General features: G+C 64.8%; 23 protein-coding genes and 1 pseudogene. 18 read left to right on the top strand and 6 right to left on the bottom strand.

Going from position 1 to position 21,958, the window contains the following annotated elements; all coding sequences use genetic code 11:
• The first annotated feature begins 128 nt into the window (after positions 1-128).
• Positions 129-1,412: a cytochrome P450 gene (locus IC762_RS35095; protein WP_195786622.1), complete on the top strand. Its 1,284-nt coding sequence runs from the start codon at positions 129-131 to the stop codon at positions 1,410-1,412.
• A gap of 115 nt (positions 1,413-1,527) precedes the next feature.
• Here the strand turns inward: IC762_RS35095 and IC762_RS35090 are convergent, their stop codons facing one another.
• Positions 1,528-3,108: an AMP-binding protein gene (locus IC762_RS35090; RefSeq protein ID WP_195786621.1), complete on the bottom strand. Its 1,581-nt coding sequence runs from the start codon at positions 3,106-3,108 to the stop codon at positions 1,528-1,530.
• Between the two features lie 215 nt (positions 3,109-3,323).
• Positions 3,324-3,743, bottom strand: a complete 420-nt coding sequence (locus tag IC762_RS35085) for a VOC family protein (protein ID WP_195786620.1) — start codon at positions 3,741-3,743, stop codon at positions 3,324-3,326.
• A gap of 206 nt (positions 3,744-3,949) precedes the next feature.
• Here IC762_RS35085 and IC762_RS35080 point away from each other — a divergent pair, with 206 nt between their 5' ends.
• From IC762_RS35080 to IC762_RS35030, 11 genes and pseudogenes are all read left to right on the top strand, one after another.
• Positions 3,950-4,921, top strand: coding sequence for a Bug family tripartite tricarboxylate transporter substrate binding protein (locus IC762_RS35080; protein ID WP_195786619.1), 972 nt, complete (start codon positions 3,950-3,952; stop codon positions 4,919-4,921).
• An 85-nt stretch (positions 4,922-5,006) separates the two neighbouring features.
• Positions 5,007-5,318 (top strand): DUF3551 domain-containing protein, encoded by a 312-nt coding sequence (locus tag IC762_RS35075; RefSeq protein ID WP_349629744.1) that lies wholly within the window; start codon positions 5,007-5,009, stop codon positions 5,316-5,318.
• A gap of 122 nt (positions 5,319-5,440) precedes the next feature.
• Complete coding sequence (locus IC762_RS35070; RefSeq protein WP_195786618.1) at positions 5,441-5,890, top strand: ArsR/SmtB family transcription factor; 450 nt, start codon at positions 5,441-5,443, stop codon at positions 5,888-5,890.
• Positions 5,890-6,237, top strand: a complete 348-nt coding sequence (locus IC762_RS35065) for an SRPBCC family protein (protein ID WP_195790444.1) — start codon at positions 5,890-5,892, stop codon at positions 6,235-6,237. The genes IC762_RS35070 and IC762_RS35065 overlap by 1 nt, the downstream gene beginning before the upstream one ends.
• Positions 6,238-6,268: 31 nt before the next feature.
• The gene (locus tag IC762_RS35060; protein WP_195786617.1) at positions 6,269-7,003 is read left to right on the top strand and encodes a DUF899 domain-containing protein; all 735 of its coding nucleotides are present in this window, start codon (positions 6,269-6,271) and stop codon (positions 7,001-7,003) included.
• Between the two features lie 263 nt (positions 7,004-7,266).
• Positions 7,267-7,884: pseudogene (locus IC762_RS35055) on the top strand (hypothetical protein).
• Positions 7,868-8,248 carry a transcriptional regulator gene (locus tag IC762_RS35050; protein WP_195786616.1) on the top strand — a complete coding sequence of 127 codons (381 nt, stop codon included), beginning with the start codon at positions 7,868-7,870 and terminating at the stop codon, positions 8,246-8,248. Before IC762_RS35055 ends, IC762_RS35050 begins: the two are co-directional and overlap by 17 nt.
• 31 nt (positions 8,249-8,279) lie before the next feature.
• Positions 8,280-9,020: a di-trans,poly-cis-decaprenylcistransferase gene (locus IC762_RS35045; protein ID WP_195786615.1), complete on the top strand. Its 741-nt coding sequence runs from the start codon at positions 8,280-8,282 to the stop codon at positions 9,018-9,020.
• A 228-nt stretch (positions 9,021-9,248) separates the two neighbouring features.
• A complete protein-coding gene (locus tag IC762_RS35040) occupies positions 9,249-9,404 on the top strand; it encodes a response regulator (RefSeq protein ID WP_195786614.1) in 156 nt (51 codons plus the stop codon).
• A 98-nt stretch (positions 9,405-9,502) separates the two neighbouring features.
• Entirely contained in the window at positions 9,503-9,673 is a 171-nt protein-coding gene (locus IC762_RS35035) for a hypothetical protein (protein WP_195786613.1), read from the top strand.
• Positions 9,674-9,738: 65 nt separating this feature from the next.
• Entirely contained in the window at positions 9,739-10,962 is a 1,224-nt protein-coding gene (locus IC762_RS35030; RefSeq protein WP_195786612.1) for a threonine ammonia-lyase, read from the top strand.
• Positions 10,963-11,133: 171 nt separating this feature from the next.
• Here IC762_RS35030 and IC762_RS35025 read toward each other — a convergent pair whose 3' ends face one another.
• From IC762_RS35025 to IC762_RS35015, 3 genes are read right to left on the bottom strand one after another with little or no spacing between them, the layout of a single operon-like run.
• The gene (locus IC762_RS35025) at positions 11,134-11,646 is read right to left on the bottom strand and encodes a DUF1697 domain-containing protein (protein WP_195786611.1); all 513 of its coding nucleotides are present in this window, start codon (positions 11,644-11,646) and stop codon (positions 11,134-11,136) included.
• A 7-nt stretch (positions 11,647-11,653) separates the two neighbouring features.
• Complete coding sequence (locus IC762_RS35020; protein ID WP_195786610.1) at positions 11,654-12,295, bottom strand: glutathione S-transferase family protein; 642 nt, start codon at positions 12,293-12,295, stop codon at positions 11,654-11,656.
• Positions 12,296-12,306: 11 nt separating this feature from the next.
• Positions 12,307-12,612 (bottom strand): hypothetical protein, encoded by a 306-nt coding sequence (locus IC762_RS35015; RefSeq protein WP_195786609.1) that lies wholly within the window; start codon positions 12,610-12,612, stop codon positions 12,307-12,309.
• Between the two features lie 167 nt (positions 12,613-12,779).
• Between IC762_RS35015 and IC762_RS35010 the strand changes: the two genes are divergently transcribed.
• Positions 12,780-13,541 carry a dienelactone hydrolase family protein gene (locus IC762_RS35010; protein WP_246801376.1) on the top strand — a complete coding sequence of 254 codons (762 nt, stop codon included), beginning with the start codon at positions 12,780-12,782 and terminating at the stop codon, positions 13,539-13,541.
• A gap of 136 nt (positions 13,542-13,677) precedes the next feature.
• On the opposite strand, the gene IC762_RS35005 is transcribed toward IC762_RS35010, so the two are convergent.
• The gene (locus IC762_RS35005) at positions 13,678-13,977 is read right to left on the bottom strand and encodes a hypothetical protein (protein WP_195786608.1); all 300 of its coding nucleotides are present in this window, start codon (positions 13,975-13,977) and stop codon (positions 13,678-13,680) included.
• Between the two features lie 260 nt (positions 13,978-14,237).
• Between IC762_RS35005 and IC762_RS35000 the strand changes: the two genes are divergently transcribed.
• From IC762_RS35000 to greA, 5 genes are all read left to right on the top strand, one after another.
• Positions 14,238-15,440: a hypothetical protein gene (locus tag IC762_RS35000; RefSeq protein ID WP_195786607.1), complete on the top strand. Its 1,203-nt coding sequence runs from the start codon at positions 14,238-14,240 to the stop codon at positions 15,438-15,440.
• Between the two features lie 252 nt (positions 15,441-15,692).
• Complete coding sequence (locus IC762_RS34995) at positions 15,693-16,829, top strand: alpha/beta hydrolase (protein ID WP_195786606.1); 1,137 nt, start codon at positions 15,693-15,695, stop codon at positions 16,827-16,829.
• A 295-nt stretch (positions 16,830-17,124) separates the two neighbouring features.
• On the top strand, positions 17,125-18,285 hold the full coding sequence (locus IC762_RS34990; protein WP_246801375.1) for an efflux RND transporter periplasmic adaptor subunit: 1,161 nt from the start codon (positions 17,125-17,127) through the stop codon (positions 18,283-18,285).
• The gene (locus IC762_RS34985) at positions 18,282-21,422 is read left to right on the top strand and encodes an efflux RND transporter permease subunit (protein ID WP_195786605.1); all 3,141 of its coding nucleotides are present in this window, start codon (positions 18,282-18,284) and stop codon (positions 21,420-21,422) included. The genes IC762_RS34990 and IC762_RS34985 overlap by 4 nt, the downstream gene beginning before the upstream one ends.
• Before the next feature lie 23 nt (positions 21,423-21,445).
• The gene (gene greA / locus IC762_RS34980; RefSeq protein ID WP_195786604.1) at positions 21,446-21,928 is read left to right on the top strand and encodes a transcription elongation factor GreA; all 483 of its coding nucleotides are present in this window, start codon (positions 21,446-21,448) and stop codon (positions 21,926-21,928) included.
• The last annotated feature ends 30 nt before the right edge of the window (positions 21,929-21,958 follow it).

Below are 21,958 nucleotides of genomic sequence, written 5' to 3'. Positions count from 1 at the left end.
TTCGATGCTCCGCATCGCCCCGGAATGACGGGCTTGATCGCAGCTATTCAACGCAAGTCCAACCTCCTTGCCTCCGCCTAGATTTCACCAATCATCGGCGTGACCGATGATTGGGCTGCGAGGCTGTCATGGACACACCTGCGAATCTCGACATCCCCGCCGACGTCGCGGCGACCCTCGTCGATCCCGCGGCCTATGCCGACGACCGCATCCACGACACCTACCGCTGGCTGCGCGCCAACAACCCGCTCGGCGTCGCCCGCGTGGAGCGGTTCGATCCGTTCTGGGTGGTGACCAAGCACGCGCATATCCAGGCCGTCAGCCGCCAGAACGAATTGTTTCACAACGCCGATCGCGCCACCACGCTGACGCCGCAGGCCGTGGTGGAGCGCATCCGCAAGATCACCGGCGGACCCAATCTGGTGCGCTCGCTGGTGCAGATGGATGCGCCCGAACATCCGAAATATCGCGCGCTGACCCAGAGCTGGTTCATGCCGGTCAACCTCGGCAAGTTCGAGGACCGCATCCGCGAGATCGCACGCGCCACGGTGCAGCGCATGCTCGACCGAGGCGGCGCCTGCGATTTCGTCGCCGATGTCGCGCTCGGCTATCCCCTGCACGTCATCATGGAGATCCTCGGCGTGCCGGAGGCGGACGAGCCGCGCATGCTCAAGCTGACGCAGGAGCTGTTCGGGCCGCAGGATCCCGACACCGCGCGGGTTCGCGAGGCGCTGAGCGCGGAGCAGTACTCCGTGATGATGCAGGCCGTGGTCGCGGATTTCTCCGCCTATTTCGCCGGGATCACCGCGGATCGGCGCCGCAGCCCGCGTGACGATCTCTCCACCGTCATCGCCAATGCCAGGATCGATGGCGCGTATCTGCCGGAGCTCGACGCGACCAGCTATTACATCATCGTCGCGACCGCGGGCCACGACACCACCTCATCCTCGACCGCGGGCGCGATCTGGGCGCTGGCGGAAGATCCGGCGCAATTCGCCAGGGTGAAGGCCAATCCTGAATTGATCCCGGGCCTGGTCGACGAGGCGATCCGCTGGATGACGCCGGTCAAGCATTTCATGCGCACGGCGACCGCGGACACCGAGCTCGGCGGCCGCAAGATCGCCAAGGGCGACTGGCTGATGCTGTGCTACGCCTCCGGCAACCGCGACGAGGAGGTGTTCGAGGATCCCGATCGCTTCCGCAGCGACCGCAAGCCGAACCGCCACGTCGCCTTCGGCTACGGCGCGCATCTCTGCCTCGGCCAGTATCTTGCCAAGCTCGAGATGCGGATCCTGTTCGAGGAGCTGCTGCCGCGGCTGACATCGCTGTCGCTCGACGGCGAGGTGAAGATGACGCAGGCGTATTTCGTCAACGGCCCGAAGAAGCTGCCGATCAGGTTCGAGGTGGAGTGAGCCGCTTCGTAGGGTGGGCAAAGGAGCGCAGCGACGTGCCCACCATTCCAAGCGTGCTCGCGATGGTGGGCACGCTTCGCTTTGCCCACCCTACGCATGCCCTACGCAACACCCTTCATTCCAGCATCTTCCGCAGCTCTGCCTTTGCCACCTTCTCCAGCGTCGAGCGCGGCATCTCGTCGACGAAGCGGATTTCCCGCGGCACCTTGAAGTCCGCGAGTGCGGCGCGGCAGCTGGTCATGACCCTTTCGTGCAAATCCGCCGGAAGCGCCGCGATACCGGCCTGCGGGATGATGAAGACCACCGGCACCTCGTCCAGCATCGGGTGCTTCTTCGCCACCACGGCGGCCTCGCGCACGCCGGGCACGACAGCGATGACCTGCTCGATCTCGGAGGCCGCGACATTCTCGCCGCCGACCTTCAACATGTCCTTGGCACGGTCGCCGAACCTGATATAGCCGCGCTCGAGCAGCGTGACGCGGTCGCCGGTGATGAAATAGCCGTGCTCGTCGAAGCTCTCGCGCGTGGCCTTTTCGTTGCGCAGATATTCTGAGAACAGCGACAGGCCTGGGATGCCCTTGATCAGCAGGTTGCCGGTCTCGCCGACACGAGTCGGGGTGCCGTCGTCGTTGGTGATGCGGATCTCGTATTCCGCCGCGGCGCGGCCGATCGACATCGGAATGTTGGGCTGGTCGACCTCGCCGATGATGCCGTGGGTGATGGTCTCGGTCATGCCCCACCAACCGATGATCTTGACGCCGAAGGCCGCGAATGCCGGCGGCTCGTTCACCGCGGTGCCCCAGAGCCGGAATTTGTGGTCCTTGGGGATCGCGTGCTCCAGCAGCGCCTTCATGCAGAACGGGATCGTCGAGGTCCAGGTCGAGCCATGCTCCACCGCGACCGGCCAGAACCGGCTGGCCGAGAAGCGCGGCTGGATCACGCAGGTCGCCCCGACCCACAGGCTCGCCAGCATCGAATAGGCCAGCGCATTGGTATGAAACAGCGGCAGATAGGTCTGATGCACGTCCAAGGCATGCAGGTCCTGATGCGCGGCGTTGATCTTGGCGCCCCACAGCGCATTGGCATGGGTCCATAGCACCGCCTTCGGCCGCGATGTCGTGCCGGAGGTGTATTGCACGCTGCAAGGCGCGAGCGGATCTGTCGCCCGGCGCGGCCGGTCGGCGCTGTCGGCGAACAGTGATTCAAAGCTGTCGCCGCGCGCGGGTGCTTGCGCCGGCGCCTGGCCCGCGTCGTGCGCGGTCACGGCGATCCAGCGCAGGCCCTTGCAGTTCGCTGAAATCAGCTCGGCATAGGCCGGCTGGGTGATCGCGGCGACAGCGCCGCAATGACCGGCGAAATAGTCCATCTCGGCCGCGGCCGAGCGGGTGTTGGTGGTGACGGCGATGGCGCCGAGCTCGACACAGGCAAACCACGCCAAAACAGCCTCGATGCAATTGTCGAGATGGATCAGGACATAGTCGCCCTGCTTGATGCCGCGCTTGGCAAGCCCCGCAGCCAGCGCGCCGACCCGCTCATCGAATTCGCCATAGCTCCAGCGTCGCGCCGGCGCATCGAACGGTGCCCAGATCAGGAACGGGTGATCGCGCCGCACCTCGGCGCGCATCTTGAGCAGCCACGGCACGTCGAGGCCGACGAAGGGACCGACGACGCCTGGCGCTGGGTTTGAACCGATCATGTGTCCTCCCGTGCAGCCTTGGGCGGCCGCTTGCTTGTTGTGCTTGGAGGATGGTTTTGCCACCGGACGGGGCGATGGGCAAATGCCATGCGCCTCTATGCCATCGTGATGGCCGGGCTTGACCCGGCCATCCACGTCTCTCTGCAGCGCACGCTGATGCGTGGATGCCCGGGTCAAGCCCGGGCATGACGACTTTAATTGTGGCTGCGCCGTGCCTACTTCGCGTCGCCCTCGTAAGACGAGATCTCGATCAGGCTGCCGTCGGGATCGCGGCAATAGACCGAGCGCAGCGTGCCGCGGGCGCCCTGCCTGGCCGACGGACCTTCCTCGATCGCGACGCCGTTGGCCTTGAGGTGCGCGACCACCTCCTCGGGCGTGCTCATCGTGAGGAAGCAGAGGTCGTCGCTGCCGGCGGTCTCGTGATCGGCAGTGAACCACTCGATCTTGTCGGCGTCGCGCGGCCGCACATTGATCTTCTGGTTGCCGAACACCAGCGAGGTGCGCGGCGTCTTGCCCTGGCCTGGATCGAACACCTTCACTTGCATGCCGAGGATCTTGCTGTACCAGGCGGCCGAGCGTGCGACGTCGGCGACGTTGATCACGAGATGGTCGAGCGCGTTCACCTTGACGGACATTTTTGATCCCTTCCAGAGCGTTTCGAGCGAAGTCGACACCGGTTCGCGTGAAGAAAACGCGTCAAACAAAACTCTTAGCCTTTGGTCGCGGTCGTCTGCACTTGTGTCGCACTGGCTGCCTCTGACATTGTTTGTTAGAACCGCGCCGCACACAATTCAACAGAAACGGGCAGGGGCAAGCCCTGTCGCCTCGGGAGAAAACGTCGATGATTTCACGCCGCACCGCGCTGGGCCTGATCGGGTCGGGGATTTCGACATTCGCGATCGGCCGCGCTTCCGCCGCCGATTATCCGGCGCGGCCGGTGCGCTGGATCGTCGGCTATCCGCCGGGCGGCGCGACCGACATCATCGCGCGGTTGATCGGGCAGCGGCTGTCGGAAAAGCTCGGCCAGCAGTTCGTGATCGAGAACAAGCCGGGCGCCGGCAACAATATCGGCACCGAGGCTGCGATCAATGCCGAGCCCGACGGCTACACGGTGCTGCTGGTCAACCCGGCGAACTTCATCAACGCGTCGCTGTATGCGAACCTGAAGTTCAATTTCGTGCGCGACGTCGCGCCGGTCGCCTCGTTCAACCGCGTGCCGAACGTGATGACGGTCAACAAGGACGTGCCGGCGAAGAACGTCGCCGAGTTCATCGAATACGTGAAGGCCAATCCGGGCAAGGTGAACATGGCCTCGTCCGGCAACGGCACTTCGGTGCATCTCTCCGGCGAGATGTTCATGTCGATGACCGGCTGCAAGATGCAGCACGTGCCGTATCGCGGCGCCGCGCCCGCGATCACCGACATGCTCGGCGGCCAGGTGCAGGTGATCTTCGACAACATGCCCTCGATCATCCAGCACATCCGTTCCGGCTCGTTGCGCGCGCTCGGCGTCACCACGGCGGAACGCTCCTCGCAGCTGCCCGACGTGCAGGCGATCGCCGAGACCGTGAAAGGCTATGAGGCCAGCGCATTGTTCGGCATGGGCGCGCCGAAGAACACGCCGAAAGAGCTCATTGCCAAGCTCAACGGCGACATCAATGCCGTGCTCGCCGAGCCCGACATGCGCAAGCGCCTGGTCGAGCTTGGCGGCGACTCGCTGATCCAGACGCCTGAAGCCTTCGGCAACGACATCAAGGCCGAGACCGACAAGTGGCAGAAGGTGGTCCAGTTCGCCGGTCTCAGGGTCGAATAGACCCCGTGTCGAACGCGCAGGAACCATCGACGGGATATGCTACTTTATTGACTGCGGAATCATGCTGGTAGGAGCAGGTCGGATCATGCGCATATTGCGATTGGCGGGACTTGTGTTGGCAACCATGACGCTTGCCGGCGCGGCGAGCGTCGGTTCTGCGTCGGCGCAGGACTACCCTTGGTGTGCGCAAGGGCCGAGCCTCGGTTATCCCGGCGAGTGTGCCTACCAGACCTACCAGCAGTGCCAGGCGAGCGTGTCCGGGCGCTTCCTCGCCTGCGGCGAAAATCCGGTCGTTCTGTTTCGCAGGCAGCAGTGGCAGGGCGAGCGACAGTGGCAGGGCGATCCGCGACCGCATCATCGTCACTGGCGCAAGCATCGCAGGGGCCACCGGCGCTAGCGGCCCCAGCGGCAAAAGTCCGTCCTGAGAAAGTCTCTGCCCTTCATCGCGACGGCGCCACATTGACGCAATCGTGAAGCCGCGTCCTTGACGCCGCGTTGTTTGCGCCTATACTAAACCATATGGTTAAGTATGAGGATAAAACGCTGGACCGTACCTTTGCGGCGCTCTCCGATCCCACCCGGCGGGCGCTGCTGGCACGGCTCGGCCAACGAGACGCGCTCTCGGTGAGCGAACTGGCCGAGCCGTTTGCGATGTCGTTGCCCGCGATCATGAAACATCTCGACGTGCTCTCGGACGCCGGCCTGATCGCGCGCGAAAAGTCCGGCCGCACCGTGGCGTGCCGGCTCACCGCGCGGCCGATGGAGCAGGCGATGAACTGGCTCAACCGCTACGCTCAATTCTGGTCCGACAATCTCGATCGCCTTGCCGCCTTTGTGGAGGACGACCCATGGTCAACAACACCGCAGCCGATGCCGGCCTCGCCGCACGTCCCAGCCTCACCCTCACGCGGCGGCTCCGCGCGCGGCCGGAAAAGGTCTACGCCGCGTGGACCGCGCCGGAAAACCTAGTGCAATGGTTCGGTCGCGGTGAGGTCAAGCCCGGCACGACGCGTGCGGAGCTCGATGTCCGTGTCGGCGGCCGTTACCGCATCAGCTTCAGCGGCGAGAACGGTGAATATCACGAGGTCGGCGGCGTCTATCGCGAGGTGGTGCCGAACGAACGGCTGGTGTTCAGCTGGGCCTGGCATTCGACGCCGGAGCGCGAGTCGCTGGTAACCGTGTCGATCAAGCCCGACGGTGCCGGCTCGCTGCTCACCTTCCATCACGCGCAATTCGTCGACGAGACCGCGCGCGACAACCATGCGCGCGGCTGGACCGCATTCCTCGGCAACCTGGAAAACTTCGTCGCCGCCTGAGCGGCAAAGGAGCATCCCAAAGGAGCATCTCATGGATCAGCACAAGATCGTTTCGCGCGAGCAATGGATCGCGGCCCGCAAGTCGCTGATGACCCGCGAGAAGGAACTGACGCAGGCCCGTGACGCGCTGAGCCGCCAGCGCCGCGAACTGCCCTGGGTCAAGGTCGACAAGGACTATGTGTTCGATGGGCCGAGCGGCAGGGTCGCGCTCGCCGATCTCTTCAACGGCCGGCCGCAGCTCGTGGTGCAGCACATCATGTTCGCGCCGGAATGGGAGGCTGCCTGCAAGAGCTGCTCGTTCTGGGCCGACGGTTTCGACCACATGGTGCCGCATCTCGCCGCGCGCGACACCACCATGGTCGCGATCTCCCGCGCGCCGCTGGCGAGGCTCGAGGCGTTCAGGCAGCGGATGGGCTGGACTTTCGATTGGCTCTCGTCGGGGGCGAACGACTTCAATTATGATTATGGCGTCTCGTTTACCCGCGAGCAGATCGATAGCGGCGAGGCGGTGTACAATTACGGAACCACGCCGCTCTATGGCGAGGAGTTGCCCGGCATCAGCGTGTTCTATCGCGACGAGGGTGGTGCGATCTTCCACACCTATTCCACCTTCGCGCGCGGCCTCGATATGATGAATGCGGCCTACCACTATCTCGACCTGACGCCGCTCGGGCGACACGAGGAGGGGCTGCCGTATCCGATGGACTGGGTGCGGCTGCGCGATCAGTATGAGCAGGCACCAAACAAGGCGATCTGCTGTCACTGAGGTGCATCCTCTCGCTCCGTCATTGCGAGCCAACGGGTTGCGCGAACGCGGCCGATGACAGGCTCCACGAAGCAATCCATCGCGCCACATGTGCGAACATGGATTGCTTCGTCGCTTCACTCCTCGCAATGACATCGACGGACCATCCGTGCATTTTTCGTGCAGTTACGCGCCGTTAAACATCTTGATCGACGCATGGCGTCAGACGCCTTGCCTTTGCTTGGTGATCCCATATACTTTGCAATACAAAGTTCGGGCGAATCATGCGCGACCTCGACAAGGCGTTGGCCGACATCCTCGCGATCCGCAACCAGATTGCGGCAGGCACCGCGTTCCGCGGCTATGGTCCGGCGACCGTCGCCACCACCAGCGGTATCGCGCTGCTCACGGCGATTGCCCAGTATCTTTGGCTCGATGATCCCACCGGTCGTCCGATCGCGTTTCTCGCCGGCTGGGCGATCGCGGCGTTGCTGTCCGCCGTGCTGATCTGGACCGAGATGCAGGCGCGCTCGCGACGGCATCATTCGGGTCTTGCCGATGCCATGGTGCAGCAGGCGATCGAGCAGTTCGTTCCCGCGGCGATCGCCGGCGTGCTGCTCGCGATTCTGCAATGGAAATTCGCGCCCGAGACGCTGTAGATGCTGCCGGGCCTGTGGCAGGTGCTGGTCAGCCTCGGCGTGTTCGCCTCGGTCCGATTGCTGCCGCGCACGATCGCGCTCGGCGGCGCCTGGTATTTCCTGTCGGGCTTCACGGTGCTGTTGATCGCAAGCCAGGGCCACGCGCTGTCGCCGTGGACCATGGGCCTGCCGTTCGCGATCGGCCAATTGCTGCTCGCGGCGCTGCTGTATTTCGCCTCCGGAGACAATGATGCCGAAGATTGACGTGACCAGCGCGCCATTCGCCTATGACGGCCTCGACCGCGTCATCCATGAGAAGGCGCGGCTCGGGTTGCTGACCTCGCTGATGGCGCATCCGAAGGGGCTTGCCTTCGCCGACCTCAAGCAGCTGTGCGGTCTGACCGACGGCAATCTCTCTCGGCATCTGCAGGTGCTGCAGGAAGCGGGCCTGGTCGACGTCATCAAGGGCTATGAGGGCAATCGCCCGCACACCACCTGCCGCCTCACCAAGACCGGCCGCCGCCGCTTCCTCGATTATCTCGCCGTGCTCGAGCAGCTGGTGCGCGCCGCGAGGGCCGCCGGCAATGACGAAGGCGCGTCGCGGCGCCTCGGCATCCAGCCGGCCTGATCCCCGATTTTTTCTGCCTGGAGACTTTGTAATGCAAAGTAGTTTTCCGCTCGAACCGCAGGCCGCCGCCCGATTGCATGTCGGCATCATCATGGACGGCAATGGCCGCTGGGCCGTGCGACGCGGCCTGTCGCGGGTGCGTGGACACGAGGCGGGCGTCGAAGCGATCCGCCGTATCGTCGAAGCCGCGCCGGACCAGGGCGTCGGCACGCTGACGCTCTATGCCTTCTCGAGCGACAATTGGCGCCGGCCGAAGGCCGAGGTATCGGCGCTGATGGGGCTGCTGCGGTTCTATCTCGCCAACGAGATCGCGGCGCTGGTGAAGAACGGCGTCCGGCTCACCGTGATCGGCCGCCGCGACCGCCTGCCGGACGGCATCGCCAATGCGATCGCGCGCGCCGAGCGGGAGACCGCCAATGGCACGACGCTGCATCTGCGCATCGCCATCGACTATTCCGCGCGCGATGCGATCCTGAACGCCGCGGCGCGCGCGGGCGCCGCAGGCCAGCTCAGCCGTGAAAGCTTCGCCGACCTGGTCACCGGCGAGGTCGGCCTGCGCGACGTCGACCTCATCATCCGCACCTCCGGCGAGAAGCGGCTGTCGGATTTCCTGCTCTGGGAAGGCGCCTATGCCGAATTGCACTTCACCGAGCGGATGTGGCCCGAATTCGACGCCGACGATCTCGCTGACGCGCTCGCCTCCTTCCATCGCCGCGAACGCCGCTTCGGCGGGCTGACCGCGATCGCGCCGGCGGAGGCGCCGAACCTCTAGGCGCGACGCGCAGCTCTTCATCACAAGCTCAAGCGGCTCCGACTGGCCCAAATCGATATCACTGGACCGAATTGCGGAAAACTGCCGCCGCCGCTTCAGGAATCGGACGCGAGCGCGCAGCGTGGTTCCACGGAAAAAGCGTGCGGCCACATCGGTTGCCTTCGGAGGTCGTTGAACCTCGCAGCTGCGGGCGCGACCTAACTTCGGGTATGGCTCTGGAGGTCGCAAATGACTGCTCTGGCTCAATCGATCGCGCGGGCGTTTTCCGCCGCTTCGCCACGCAACGCCGTTGCGCGGCATGTGCTGCTGTTGGTCGCCGCGGTCCTGTTCGTTGTCGTCCTCCGGGCAAGCTACGGCCTCGATCTCAGCTGGGGCTTCTTCTAGCGCGGCGACGATTTTCATCCGCAAAGTCATATTAGGTTAACCGGGCGAGGGTAGCTAAGCGCACGCTTCCCTGCATTTCGAACCCGGGCCGATCTCCGATGGACAAGCCGATGCGCTGCCAGTGCGGCAGCACGCGAACCATTGTGCTCGACAAGCATTTCCGCACCGCGCTGTTATGCCTGAAATGCGATGAGATCGAGCTGGCGAAGCCGGCCAAGGCTGAGAAGGCAGAGGGGAAGGCAGGGGAAGAGGCCGTGACTGCGCGATAGCGCGGTCGTCTTCGGTGGCAAAACCGGCTAGGTTCCGCTTTCCGTCACGGACCAAAGCGAAGCCGATGCCGCCTCATTCCGAACCTCCCGCCATCACCCTTGCCGATATCCGCCGCGCCGCGGCCGTGATCCGCGGCTCCGTCCAGGTCACGGCCTGCAACGAGAGCCGCACGCTGGGCGAGATCTGCGGCTGCCGCCTGTTCCTCAAATTCGAGAATCTGCAGTTCACCGCGACCTTCAAGGAGCGCGGCGCACTGAACCGGCTGCAAGCACTCTCGGCTGAGGAGCGCAAGCGCGGCGTCATCGCGATGTCGGCCGGCAATCATGCCCAGGGCGTGGCGTACCACGCCAAGCGGCTCGGCATTCCCGCCACCATCGTGATGCCATCAGGCACGCCGATGGTGAAGATCGAGAACACCAGGCGGCACGGCGCCGAGGTCGTCATCACCGGGCAGACGCTGGAAGAATGCTCCGCCTTCGTCCGGTCGCATGCCGCGGAGCAGGGCCTGATCCAGATTCATCCCTATGACGATCCGCTGATCATCGCAGGCCAGGGCACGATCGGGCTCGAGATGCTCGAGGCGGTGCCGGAACTCGACGTGCTGGTGGTGCCGATCGGCGGCGGCGGGCTGATCTCCGGCATCGCCACCGCTGCCAAGGCGCTGAAGCCGGCGATCCAGGTGATCGGCGTCGAGGCGCAGCTCTATCCCTCAATGTACAACGCCATCAAGGGCCAGCATCTGCCGATGCGCGGCGATACGCTCGCCGAGGGCATCGCGGTCAAGACGCCCGGCCAGATCACGAAGGCAATCGTCCGCGACCTCGTCGACGACATCATGCTGGTCAGCGAGGACCAGATCGAGCGCGCGGTCGCGACCCTGATCTCGATCGAGAAGACGGTGGTCGAGGGCGCCGGCGCCGCCGGCCTCGCTGCGGTGCTCGCCGCGCCCGAGCGCTTTGCCGGCCGCTCAGTCGGCCTGGTGCTGACCGGCGGCAACATCGACACGCGGCTGATCGCCTCGGTCCTGACCCGCGAGCTGGCCCGCGAGGGCCGGTTGACGCAGCTGGCGCTCGACATCGTCGACCGTCCCGGCCAGCTCGCCGCGGTCTGCAATCTGTTGGCGTCGGCCGGCGCCAACATCATCGAGGTCTCGCATCAGCGCACCTTCTCCGACCTGCCGGCCAAGGCGACGCTGCTCGAGCTCGTGATCGAGACCCGCGACCGCGCGCATCTGGAGGACGTGCTGGCGAAGCTCGGCGCGGAGGGATTTGCGGTGAGGGAGAGTTGAGTTGCTCGCCTTGCTCGGTGTCATCACCCGCGCATGCGGGTGATCCAGTATTCCAGAGGCAGTTGTGTCTAAGCCGAGGGGCCACGGCGTACTGGGTCGCCCGGTCCATGTGCGCAATTGCGCACAGGCCGGGCGATGACACCACGGACGAGGACATACTCTCACGCACCTCTAGTCTTCCGCCGCCATCTCGGCGAGCTTCGCGATCGTGTTGATGTTGCGCGCGGTGCCGTTGATTGCTGCGGGGATCTTCAGCTTCGAGCGTCCGATGCCGCTGCCATAGGCGACGTAGATCTCGCGCCTGCCGAGCCGGACTTCTTCGTCCTGCTGACCCTTGATGGCCTTCAAGGCGTCTTTCGGCGGCGGCTCGTCGAGGAAGATCGCAACCGTCGTGTTCGGCGGCGCCTTCGGAAACGGATTGGCCTTCAGCACCGCGGCCATTTCATCCGCCGCGCGGACGACCACGCCGACCGGCTTGCCGGCATAGGCCTGCAGGCGCTTTTCCAGCGCGGCCTTGACCTTCGCGGCGCCGAGTTTCGACGAGAACACGACGTTGCCGCTGGCGATGTAGGTCTGCACGTCGTCAAATCCGGCCTCGACGCACATCGCCTGCAATTCGGTCATCGGCAGCTTGCCGGTGCCGCCGACATTGACCGCGCGGAGCAGGGCGACGTAACGGGGCATCACCGCCTCATGTCAGGAGCAGCGTCATCCCCGGATCGCCCTTCTCCATCGCGCGCCGGTAGGCCGGGCGCGCGGCGATGCGGCCGAGATAGGCCTGGATGTTGGGGCAGCGTCCGAGGTCGTAGGGCAGGAAATAGCGCATCGTGGTGAGCGAGAAGCCGATCATGATGTCGGCCGAAGTGAAGTCGTCGCCCGCCAGATAGGTCGCATCGCGCACATGCGCATCGACCAGGTCGAATGAGCGGTCGACCCGGGCCCGGGTCGCGACCAGCATCGGATGGTCGTCGGCGAGGTTGAGCCGGTTCAGAATCATGCTGCGGCCCATCTGCGACTGCAGTGTGCCGTTGGCGAAATGGAACCAATAGAGGAACTGGGCGAAGTCGGGATGGTCGGGCTTCAACGCCAGCCGTCCGCTGCCATATCTGGCGATGATGTATTCGACGACCGCGCCGGATTCAGCCAGCACCAGCTCGCCGTCGGTGATGACGGGCGCCGCGCCGATCGGGTGCAGCGCCTTGTAGTCGGGCTGCGCCAGCACCGTGACGGGATCGCGTGCGTAGCGCTTCAGCTCGTAGGGGATATCGAGCTCCTCGCACAGCCAGACGATCCGCTCCGATTGCGACCGGCCGAGATGATGGACGGTGAGCATGCGGGCTCCTCTCAGGCGTCCTCGGTCTTCTTTGCGGGCTTCTTCGCCGGCGGCGGCTCTTCCATCACCTTCTTCATCGCGCGGGCGTAGGCATCGGCGGCGTTCTCGGCCGAATTCTGCAGCCGCTTGGCGGTCGCGGTGGCGTTCAGCAGCGTGCTCTTGGCGAGGTGGCGGAAGCGCGCCTTGGCGTCCTTGTCCTTGGCCTTGGCGGCGCGGGCGGCCCACGCGGCCTGCTGTTTCTTCGCGGCTGCCATCACGGCCTTGGTCTGCGCTCTTGCGGTTTGCCGGATCACGGCGTCGAGGTCGGCTTCGGCCATTCAGGTGCACTCATTGGCGGGATGTGCGCCGGGACGGACGCACGGATCTTGAGGAGGGGGCTATCACTAGCGCAACCGGCGCGATTTGAACATGCGATCGTTCGGCCGTGGTGTCCCCGCGGTCGTCGTGATATGGCGGGCGGCCTTTCGCCACCTCGGACCGTCCGATGCCGATCATCACCCGCAGACATGCTTTGGTCGGTCTCGCGCTCGTTGCGGCAACGCGCCCGCTGCGGGCGGCCGAGCAGCTCAGCATCGAAGCCGGCGAAGGCCGCGTCGCGCTGAGCCGCTACGCGTCGGCACGGTCCGGCAAGCGCCCGGCCGTGTTGCTGCTGCACGGCTCGCGCGGCTTCGACCTCAGGCTGACCGCCTATGAGCGCCACGCCAACGCGCTCGCCGCTGCCGGCATCGACGCCTATTTCGTCCGCTACTACACCTCGGCCGACACGCAGGCGATCGCGGCCATGCACGCGCGCGAGGTCCGCGAGGCCTATGAGACCGAACACTTCGATGCCTGGGCCGGCCGCGTATCCGCCGCACTCTCCGCCGTGCTGGCCGGCGCCGACAGTTCCGGCCATGCCGGCTTGCTCGGCTTCTCGCTCGGCGGCTACGTCGCGGCCGCGACCGCAGCCCGAGATGCGCGTGTCGCTGCGCTCGCGGTGCTGTATGGCGGCATGCCCAGGAAGTTCGCGGCCGGCGTGAAGCATCTGCCGCCGCTGCTCGAACTGCATGGAGAGGCGGATCGCAATGTGTCGCTGGCGCAGGGCGAGGAGCTCGTCAAGCTCGGCAAGTCGGTCGGCGCGCCGGCGGAGATCGTCACCTATCCGGGCAAGGGCCACGGCTTCGACTTCGCCGACAATGATCCGGCGACCGCGGATGCGATCGGCCGCGTGGTCAATTTCTTCGCAGCGCGCCTGAAATTGGCCTGAGCATCGCTGATGGCGGGAAGCTCGATGCCGGAGCGAATGCGGCGGCGCGAGGCGGGCGGGGATGTTGTAGACGGCGAGGCGTCGAGAGGGGCTTGGTTGGTGGGAGGGCACCTTGGTGCCCTCCCGACAATCCGTGTTAGTTGCAGCCGCAGCCATGCGCCGCGCCGCTGCCCAGGATACCGGACAGGATGCCGGTGTTCTTGAGGCTGATCGGCAGGATGGCCGAGACGTTGGTCTTGTTGCCGTTCAGGACGTTCACGCCGCCGCCGAGCACGTTGACGTTGTTCAGCGCGTTGACATTGAGCGCGGAGACCGCGGTCGTGATCGGGGCGATTACGCCGCCAAGCAGGCCACCGCCACCACCGCGGGGGCCACCGGCGAAGGCCGGCGAAGCGACGAGCGAAGCGAGAGCGACGGCGACGAGATACTTCTTCATGACTTCCTCCGTTGTTATCGAACCAAGCGTGTTGCTTGGGTGCGGTCACTATCCACGTCTCGGATTCGACTACAACTTGAAGTAGTTTTTTACTCTAATACTTAGCGTTAACCATATTATCGAATTCGCTGATGACCCTATTTATACTGATGATGTCATCAAAAGCCGCGCAGTGACGCGAAGACAAAATCAACCAGAAATTGCCGACTTAACCGCCGATTTACCATGATCGCCGACCCTGTTTGTGGAGGGTTGCGTCCATGATTCAGCGTGCGGTGGTGGCGGCGTTTGTTGCTTCGCAGCTTGGTGTCTCCGCAAGTTTCGCGCAGGGCGCCCCGGCTGCGGAGACGGTATCCGTCAATGCGGGCTCGATCGGCCTGCGCACCGGCTATGATTCCAATCCCACGGACACGCTGGGCGCGCATGGCAGCGCCTTCGCCACGGAGACGATCACCTACGATTATCTGCGCGGCTCGCTCCAGGACGGCATCATCGGCGTCAACGTCAAGTTCGCCGACACGCAATACGATCCCAATGTCGCGGCTCCCAGCACCGGTGCCGTCGTCGCAGTCACCGGAGCGATCGCGCTTGCGCCGAAGCTGACCCTGCGCACGACGTTGACGACGACGATCGACGACAGCTGGGCGCGCCGCTCGCATGGCGTGCAACTGCGCAATCGCGTCGAATACGACACCGCGGATGTCAGGATCTTCGCCAATGTCGATGCCGGCATCAACGCGCTCAACGAGCGCAACATCTTCACGCTCGGCGACTTCCTGCCCCAGGACGAGAACTTCACCACCGTGTCGTTCATGCCCGGCTTTGCCTACAAGTTCGGGACCGGTGAAATCGGCACCTCGGTCGCGGTATCGCGCGTCACCTATCTCGATACCGACATCTTCGGGCTCGACCGCAGCCACAACAGGATCCAGCCCAACGCCTTCTTCAACGTGAAGACCAGCGGCGTCGAGGTCGAGGGCTCGGTGTCGCCGTTCTTTGCGCGCTACGACACGACCGATTTCGAGGACGTCAGGCAGCTGCTCTACACCGCCAAGGCCAAGTATCAGACGGGTTCCTGGGCGTTCGGCGTCGGATCCTCGCGCACCATTCAGGATACCACGCTGTCGTTCGCCTCGCTCGATACCGCGCTGTCGTACGAAGCCTCGGTCAGCTACAAGATCGACGACAAGAACGCCGTCAGCCTGCTGACGCGCCATCGGCGCGACGATTATCTCGGCACCGATCTGTGGAGCACGACGTTCCTCACCGGATTGGATTTCGCGCATGATTTCGGCGACGGATATATCGGCACCGCGGGCGCGTCGGTGCGGCAGGTGCGGCGGCCCGACGAGGTTCAGCCTTGGGCCCTGAACGTGCAGCTCGGCTTTCAGAAGAAGCTCGATTTCGGCGACCTGCCGAAGCCGGCGGCCGACAAGGTCGCGGACGCCAAGCCCAAGATCTAGCAGTAGATCAAGCAGTAGCCCTTGCAGTAGCGGCTCCGGCCGCTGCAATGATCTGAAATGGTCTGAAGCATTGCGAAACAACTTCCGCGGTAATTGTATCACAATCACCTGCAAACGTCGCTTTTGGGTGACGCCGCGTGCCGATCGTTCGACCATGGACATCCTTTAATTTGCCTTCGGTCGTCGCGTGGCGCCTGCTGGACGATGAGCTCAGTCATTCATTTCGGATCCTTGTCGGATCCGGGGGCATCGATGATCAGCCGCAGGGCGCTGTCCGGACTGTTGATGACGCTGGTCGGACCTGCCTCGGTCGCCGGCAGTGACACGCTGGGGCTGAGCCGTTGCCACGGCTCGTGCGCCAATGTCGATCTGCCCGCGCTCGGCTATGATGCATTCTGCCGATCGTTCTTCGACATCGCCACGGCCGGAAGGCTGAGCGCGCGTGCGACGGGTTCGGCGCTTCGACGCGAGATGCGTCCGCTGTTCCAGCAGCAGCGACTCTACAGGCCGTCCAGTAACGAGATGCAGGTGCTGTGGCGGCAGGCGGCGGATGGGTTCTCCGTCGTCAAGGTCGAGTTCAACCTGGAATGCGGGCTGCCGGTGCGGGGATGTCTCGGAATTCCCGATCGCGGCGTCAAGGGATTGGTCCTGCTCGCGCACGGCATGGCCTCGACGCCGGAGCGCTGCTTCGCCGACAGCGATCCGGACTACATGAACGCGATCGGCAAGCAGCTCTGCGAGGACGGCTATGTCGTCTGGTGTCCATACATCGTGCAGATCGGAAACCAGGAAAGCCAGAACAACATCGCCGCGATGCTGGCCTCGCATGGAATCTCCGCACACAATGTGTCGTGCGCATCGGTCGATGCAGGCGAGATCGTCTGCCGGAAGCTGACCGGCATGTCCGATCTCAATGTCGGCGTCTACGGCGCGTCCTGGGGTGCGTTCCTGGCGTTGCATCTCGAGGCCGCAACTGGGCGCATGCGGCCGACCGTCGTTTCCGGCTACATGCGCGACGAGCAGAAGTTTTTGATGTCGCCCATCCTCACCAGGAACCTCGGCATCGAGCTCGCCTCCTACATCCATTTCAACACCAGCCGCGCCAAATATGTCGGGCGGGAGCTGGCGCGCCTGATCCGTCCATGTCCCCTGTTCGTCGAGGTCGGAAGCCGCGATGCCGCGAATTCGATTCCATATGGACGGGACGAGAAGTTCGCGGAAATGCAGTCGGTCTACGCAGCATCGGGCCATCCGGATCTGATCGACATGGCCGTGTTCGACGGCATCCATGAGGTCAGCGGCAAGGCGGCGCGGCCTTGGCTCCAGGAACGGATGACGTCGCCTGCCTATCAGATCACGTCCCGTCTCAAGAACGTGATTGCGCTGTGAGGACCGTGACGGCGGTCTGATCCGAAATCGATCCGTGGCGCTAAAGCGCGATGAGATCGGTTGAATCGCGATCGCGCCTTAGCTCCGATATCCCAGAGAATACCGACGTGGAACTAGGCATCCGGGTAGGATTGTCTGTGCCTGAGGGGTGGCGCTATGATCCGCCGCAGTGCAGCTTGCTTCTCCTGACATGCGCGAAGGGTTGGCCAACATGAATGGTACGGAAGGCATGCTTGGTCGAACGGCAAGTCTTGTAGCAAGCTTTCTCGTATCGGCAGGATTGGCGTTCGCAGGGATGTCGGCCGCCCATGCGCAGGCCGGGCCGGCGGGACCTCCCGCCGTCGGCGTGATGGAAACCGTCAAGCGGCCGATCACCGAGTCCAACGAGTTCCTGGGACGCATCGAGGCGGTCAACCGCGTCAATGTGGTGGCGCGCGTCACGGCCTTCCTGGAAAAGCGGAACTTCGTCGAGGGCGCGGAGGTCAAGTCCGGTGACCTCTTGTATCAGCTCGAGCGTGGGCCGTTCGAGGCCGACCTTGCATCGAAGAAGGCGCAGGTCGCGCAATTGCAGGCGACCCTGGTCAACGCCAAGTTGACCGCGGATCGCGCCAAGGCCCTGCTCAGTGGACCGGCTGGCCAGCAATCCAGCGTCGACGCTGCGAACGCCAACCAGCAGAGCCTGGAAGCGCAGGTCCAGGCGGCGCAGGCACAGGTCGACCTGTCCCAGATCAATCTCGACTATACCCAGATCCATTCGCCGATCGACGGCAAGATCGGGCGCACCGCCGTCACCGAGGGCAACGTGGTAACGCCGAGTTCGGGAACCCTGACGACGATTGTCAGCCAGGATCCGATGTACGTCACCTTCCCGGTATCGGTGCGCGAATCGCTGGGACTGCGCGAGCGCTACGCGACACGCGGCGGCTTCAAGGCGGTGGTGATCCGGATTCGGCTGCCGGACGGCCGGACCTACGACAAGGTCGGCGAGCTGAACTTCGTCAACAACACGATCGCGCAGAACACCGACACGATCACGTTGCGCGGCACCATTCCCAACCCGACAATCTACAATTCCGCCGAGACCGGCGGCGCGGTGCGTGAGCTGACCGACAACGAGTTCGTGACCGTCCTGCTGGAAGGCGTGCAGCCGGTCGAGGTGCTGGCGATCCCGCGCGCCGCCGTGCTGTCGGATCAGCAGGGCGAATATGTCTATGTCGTAGGCAGCGACAACAAGGCCGAGCAGCGGCGGATCAAGCTCGGGCAATCGACGTCCACGATTGCGTCGGTGACGAGCGGCATCGCGCTCGGCGACAAGGTGATCGTCGAGGGGTTGCAGAAGGTGCGCCCGGGTGAGGCGGTGGCGCCGGGACCGGCCAGCGCGCTGATCCAGTCGAGCATGAAGGCCTCGGCGGATCCTGCCGCGAGCACCCCGAAAGCTGCGGGCGCCAACCCATGATCTCAGCGGTTTTCGTCGATCGTCCCCGGCTTGCGATCGTCATTGCGTTCGTGATCACGATCGCGGGCGCGCTGGCGCTGCTGCAGATTCCGGTCGCCCAGTTCCCCGACATCGTGCCGCCGCAGGTCACGGTCTCGGCGGTCTTCCCCGGTGCCTCCGCCGACGTGGTGGAATCGAGCGTCGCGCAGCCGCTCGAGGCGCAGGTCGTCGGCGTCGACAAGATGCTCTACATGAAGTCGACCAGCGGCAATGACGGCAGCTACACGCTGACGGTCTCGTTCGCGCTCGGCACCGATCCCGACATCAACACGGTCAACGTCAACAACCGCGTGCAGAGCGCGCTGGCGCAATTGCCGACCGAGGTGCAGGCGCAGGGCCTGACCGTGCAGAAGAAATCCTCGGCCGTGCTGCAGTTCATCGTGCTCTACAGCAACAACGGCCAGCAGGATCCGCTGTTCATCACCAACTACGCCATCATCAACGTGCTGGACGCGATTTCCCGCACGCCCGGCGTCGGACAGGCATCGCTGTTCGCCAAGCTGAATTATTCGATGCGGATCTGGTTCGACACCCAGCGGCTGACCAGCCTCAATCTGGCGCCGTCGGACGTGGTGGCGGCGATCCGCGCGCAAAGCGTGCAGGCGCCGGTCGGCCGCATCGGCGCGCGGCCGATCAGCGACGAGCAGCAGTTCCAGTTCAACGTGCAGACCCAGGGCCGCCTGACCACGTCGACCCAGTTCGGCAACATCGTGCTGCGCGCCAATCCGGACGGCTCGGTGCTGCGGATCAAGGACGTCGCCCGCGTCGAGATCGGCGCGCAGAACATGGATTCGGAGTCGCGGATCGACGGCAATCCCGGCGTGCCGATCGGCATCTATCTGGCGCCCGGCGCCAATGCCGTGACCACCGCCAAGGCGGTCCAGAGCACGCTTGCCAGACTGTCGGATCGGTTTCCGCCGGGCCTGACCTATCTCGTCCAGTACGATTCCACGACCTTCGTCACCGATACCATCAAGGAGGTGATGAAGACGCTCGGCGAAGCCTTCGTGCTGGTCGTGATCGTGGTGTTCCTGTTCCTCGGCAATCTGCGCGCCACGGTGATCCCGGCGGTCGCGGTCCCGGTCAGCCTGATCGGCGCCTTCGCGGTGCTGCTGGCGCTCGGCTACTCCGCCAACACGGTGTCGCTGCTGGCGATGGTGCTCGCGATCGGTATCGTGGTCGACGACGCCATCGTCGTGGTCGAGAACGTCGAACGCGTCATGGAGGAGGAGCCGGAGCTGTCGCCGGCCGACGCCACCAAGAAGGCGATGGCGCAGATCACCGCGCCGATCATCGCGATCTCGCTGGTGCTGCTCTCGGTGTTCGTGCCGATCGCCTTCATTCCCGGCATCTCCGGCACCCTGTTCCGCCAGTTCGCGGTGACGATCAGCGCGGCGATGGTGATCTCGGCGCTGAACGCGCTGACATTGTCACCGGCGCTCTGCGCCGTGTTCCTGCGCCATGGCGGTCCGCGCCGCGGCATCATGGGCCGGGTGCTCGGCGGCATCGACTGGGTGCGCGACCGCTACGCCAGCATGGTGCGGCGGCTGTTGCGCGTGGCGGTGCTGTCGGTGGTTGCCGTCCTGGTGTTCGCCGGCGCGGTGTTCGGGGTGTCGAGGATCACGCCGACCGGATTCCTGCCCGAGGAGGACCAGGGCGCATTCTTCATCGCGGTGCAATTGCCTGACGGCGCCTCGGTCGCGCGCACCAGCGAGGTCACCAAGCAGGTCGAGGCGCTGCTGAAGAAGAATGCATCGGTCGACCACGTGCTCTCGATCGTCGGCTTCTCGCTGCTCGACGGTGCGAGCGAACCCAATTCGGCGTTCATGGTCGCCCGCATGAAGGCGTTCGCCGACCGCAAGGCGGTGACGGATTCGGTGCAGGCCGCGATCCGGCAGACCTTCATCGGGGGATCGCAGATCCGTCAGGCCTCGGTGCTGCCGTTCAACCTGCCGCCGATCATCGGCCTGTCGACCTCCGGCGGCTTCGAGTATCAGCTCGAGGCGCTGGAAGGGCAGGATCCGGCCGCGCTCGGCAGCGTGATGGGTGGGCTGATCGGCGCCGCCAACCGCAATCCAAGCCTGACCCGGGTGTTCTCGACCTTCACCGCGACCAATCCGTCGGTTTATCTCGATATCGACCGCGCCAAGGCGCAGGCGCTCGGCCTCAACATGGCCGACGTCTTCACCGCGCTGCAAGCCACGCTCGGCGGCATCTACGTCAACAACTTCAACCTGTTTGGCCGCACCTGGCAGGTCAACGTGCAGGGCGAGGCGGCGGACCGCGGCGACATCCCCGCGATCTGGCAGATCTATGTGCGCAACAGCGGCGGCCAGATGGTGCCGATCCGTTCGATCGCATCCTTGCGGATCGTCACCGGCCCGCAGGTGATCACCCGCTACAACAATTATCGCTCGGTCACCGTGAACGGCGGCCCGGCGGCCGGCGTGTCGTCGGGCACCGCGATCTCAGCGATGGCCGACCTCTCCAAGACGACGCTGCCGGCCGGCTATTCCTACGAATGGACCGGCACCGCCTATCAGGAGCAGGCCGCCTCCGGCCAGACCGGCATCATCCTCGCGCTCGCGGTGCTGTTCGCCTACCTGTTCCTGGTGGCGCTGTATGAGAGCTGGACGATCCCGATCCCGGTGCTGCTGTCGATCACGGTCGGCGTGTTCGGCTCCTACCTCGCGATCAAGGTGGCCGGGCTGAATGTCGACCTCTACGGCCAGATCGGCCTCGTGGTGCTGATCGCGCTCGCCGCCAAGAACGGCATCCTGATCGTCGAGTTCGCCAAGGAGCAGCGCGAGGCGGGCATGGATATCGCGGATGCGGCGCTGCTCGGCGCGCAGATGCGCTTCCGCGCCGTGATGATGACCTCGATCGCGTTCATCCTCGGCCTGTTTCCGCTGGTGGTCGCGACCGGCGCCGCCGAGATCAGCCGCCGCGCCGTCGGCACCGCGGTGTTCGGCGGCATGCTGACGGCGAGCTCGATCGGCATCTTCCTCGTGCCGATGCTCTACGTCACGTTCCAGCGCTGGCGGGAAGGCGCCAAGCGCCGCTTCGGTGGCACAAGCGTGCACCCGAAGCCTGAATAGCGCCCGAAGGGAAGGGATCAAGATTGAGCGTCGCGTTCACCAAGGAAGAAAGCGCCGAGACCGCGTCCGAGACGCTGTTGCCGGATCGGCCGATCTCGCCCCATCCCAATCTGGTGACCGCAGCCGGGCTGAAAGCCCTGGAGCTTCAGCTCAAGGAAGCGCGCGAAGCCTGCGAGATCGTGCAGCGGCTAGAGGACGTCAACGAACGGCGACGCCAGTCCGCCGTTCCGCTGCGCGACGCGCGATACCTCGCGGAGCGGCTTCGCACGGCGCAGGTCATGCCTGAGCCCGCTTCATCGGAGACCGTCGTCTTCGGCAGCACGGTGACGTTCAGCCGCTCCGATGGCCGGGTGCAGACCTATCGCATCGTCGGAGAGGACGAGGCCGACCCGAAGGCTGGCTCGATCTCCTACGTCTCGCCGGTCGCGAAGGCGTTGATGGGTAAGGCGTCGGGTGATGTCGCAGGCTCTGGAAATCAGGAGCTGGAAATCGTTTCGATTTCCTGATCGTTCGAACGTGGCGTGGCCGTCACGCTT

It is taken from the genome of Bradyrhizobium genosp. L (assembly GCF_015624485.1).
Taxonomy (GTDB): Bacteria; Pseudomonadota; Alphaproteobacteria; order Rhizobiales; family Xanthobacteraceae; genus Bradyrhizobium.
The sequence above is the reverse complement of the archived record's forward strand: the minus strand, read 5'-3'. Positions and strand labels throughout refer to the sequence as shown.

Excerpts from the sequence above, each read along its gene's own strand:
- IC762_RS35095 (WP_195786622.1), top strand. The coding sequence starts at position 129 with ATGGACACACCTGCGAATCTCGACATCCCCGCCGACGTCGCGGCGACC.
- IC762_RS35090 (WP_195786621.1), bottom strand. The coding sequence starts at position 3,108 with ATGATCGGTTCAAACCCAGCGCCAGGCGTCGTCGGTCCCTTCGTCGGC.
- IC762_RS35085 (WP_195786620.1), bottom strand. The coding sequence starts at position 3,743 with ATGTCCGTCAAGGTGAACGCGCTCGACCATCTCGTGATCAACGTCGCC.
- IC762_RS35080 (WP_195786619.1), top strand. The coding sequence starts at position 3,950 with ATGATTTCACGCCGCACCGCGCTGGGCCTGATCGGGTCGGGGATTTCG.
- IC762_RS35075 (WP_349629744.1), top strand. The coding sequence starts at position 5,007 with ATGCGCATATTGCGATTGGCGGGACTTGTGTTGGCAACCATGACGCTT.
- IC762_RS35070 (WP_195786618.1), top strand. The coding sequence starts at position 5,441 with ATGGTTAAGTATGAGGATAAAACGCTGGACCGTACCTTTGCGGCGCTC.
- IC762_RS35060 (WP_195786617.1), top strand. The coding sequence starts at position 6,269 with ATGGATCAGCACAAGATCGTTTCGCGCGAGCAATGGATCGCGGCCCGC.
- IC762_RS35050 (WP_195786616.1), top strand. The coding sequence starts at position 7,868 with ATGATGCCGAAGATTGACGTGACCAGCGCGCCATTCGCCTATGACGGC.
- IC762_RS35045 (WP_195786615.1), top strand. The coding sequence starts at position 8,280 with ATGCAAAGTAGTTTTCCGCTCGAACCGCAGGCCGCCGCCCGATTGCAT.
- IC762_RS35040 (WP_195786614.1), top strand. The coding sequence starts at position 9,249 with ATGACTGCTCTGGCTCAATCGATCGCGCGGGCGTTTTCCGCCGCTTCG.
- IC762_RS35035 (WP_195786613.1), top strand. The coding sequence starts at position 9,503 with ATGGACAAGCCGATGCGCTGCCAGTGCGGCAGCACGCGAACCATTGTG.
- IC762_RS35030 (WP_195786612.1), top strand. The coding sequence starts at position 9,739 with ATGCCGCCTCATTCCGAACCTCCCGCCATCACCCTTGCCGATATCCGC.
- IC762_RS35025 (WP_195786611.1), bottom strand. The coding sequence starts at position 11,646 with ATGCCCCGTTACGTCGCCCTGCTCCGCGCGGTCAATGTCGGCGGCACC.
- IC762_RS35020 (WP_195786610.1), bottom strand. The coding sequence starts at position 12,295 with ATGCTCACCGTCCATCATCTCGGCCGGTCGCAATCGGAGCGGATCGTC.
- IC762_RS35015 (WP_195786609.1), bottom strand. The coding sequence starts at position 12,612 with ATGGCCGAAGCCGACCTCGACGCCGTGATCCGGCAAACCGCAAGAGCG.
- IC762_RS35010 (WP_246801376.1), top strand. The coding sequence starts at position 12,780 with ATGCCGATCATCACCCGCAGACATGCTTTGGTCGGTCTCGCGCTCGTT.
- IC762_RS35005 (WP_195786608.1), bottom strand. The coding sequence starts at position 13,977 with ATGAAGAAGTATCTCGTCGCCGTCGCTCTCGCTTCGCTCGTCGCTTCG.
- IC762_RS35000 (WP_195786607.1), top strand. The coding sequence starts at position 14,238 with ATGATTCAGCGTGCGGTGGTGGCGGCGTTTGTTGCTTCGCAGCTTGGT.
- IC762_RS34995 (WP_195786606.1), top strand. The coding sequence starts at position 15,693 with ATGATCAGCCGCAGGGCGCTGTCCGGACTGTTGATGACGCTGGTCGGA.
- IC762_RS34990 (WP_246801375.1), top strand. The coding sequence starts at position 17,125 with ATGTCGGCCGCCCATGCGCAGGCCGGGCCGGCGGGACCTCCCGCCGTC.
- IC762_RS34985 (WP_195786605.1), top strand. The coding sequence starts at position 18,282 with ATGATCTCAGCGGTTTTCGTCGATCGTCCCCGGCTTGCGATCGTCATT.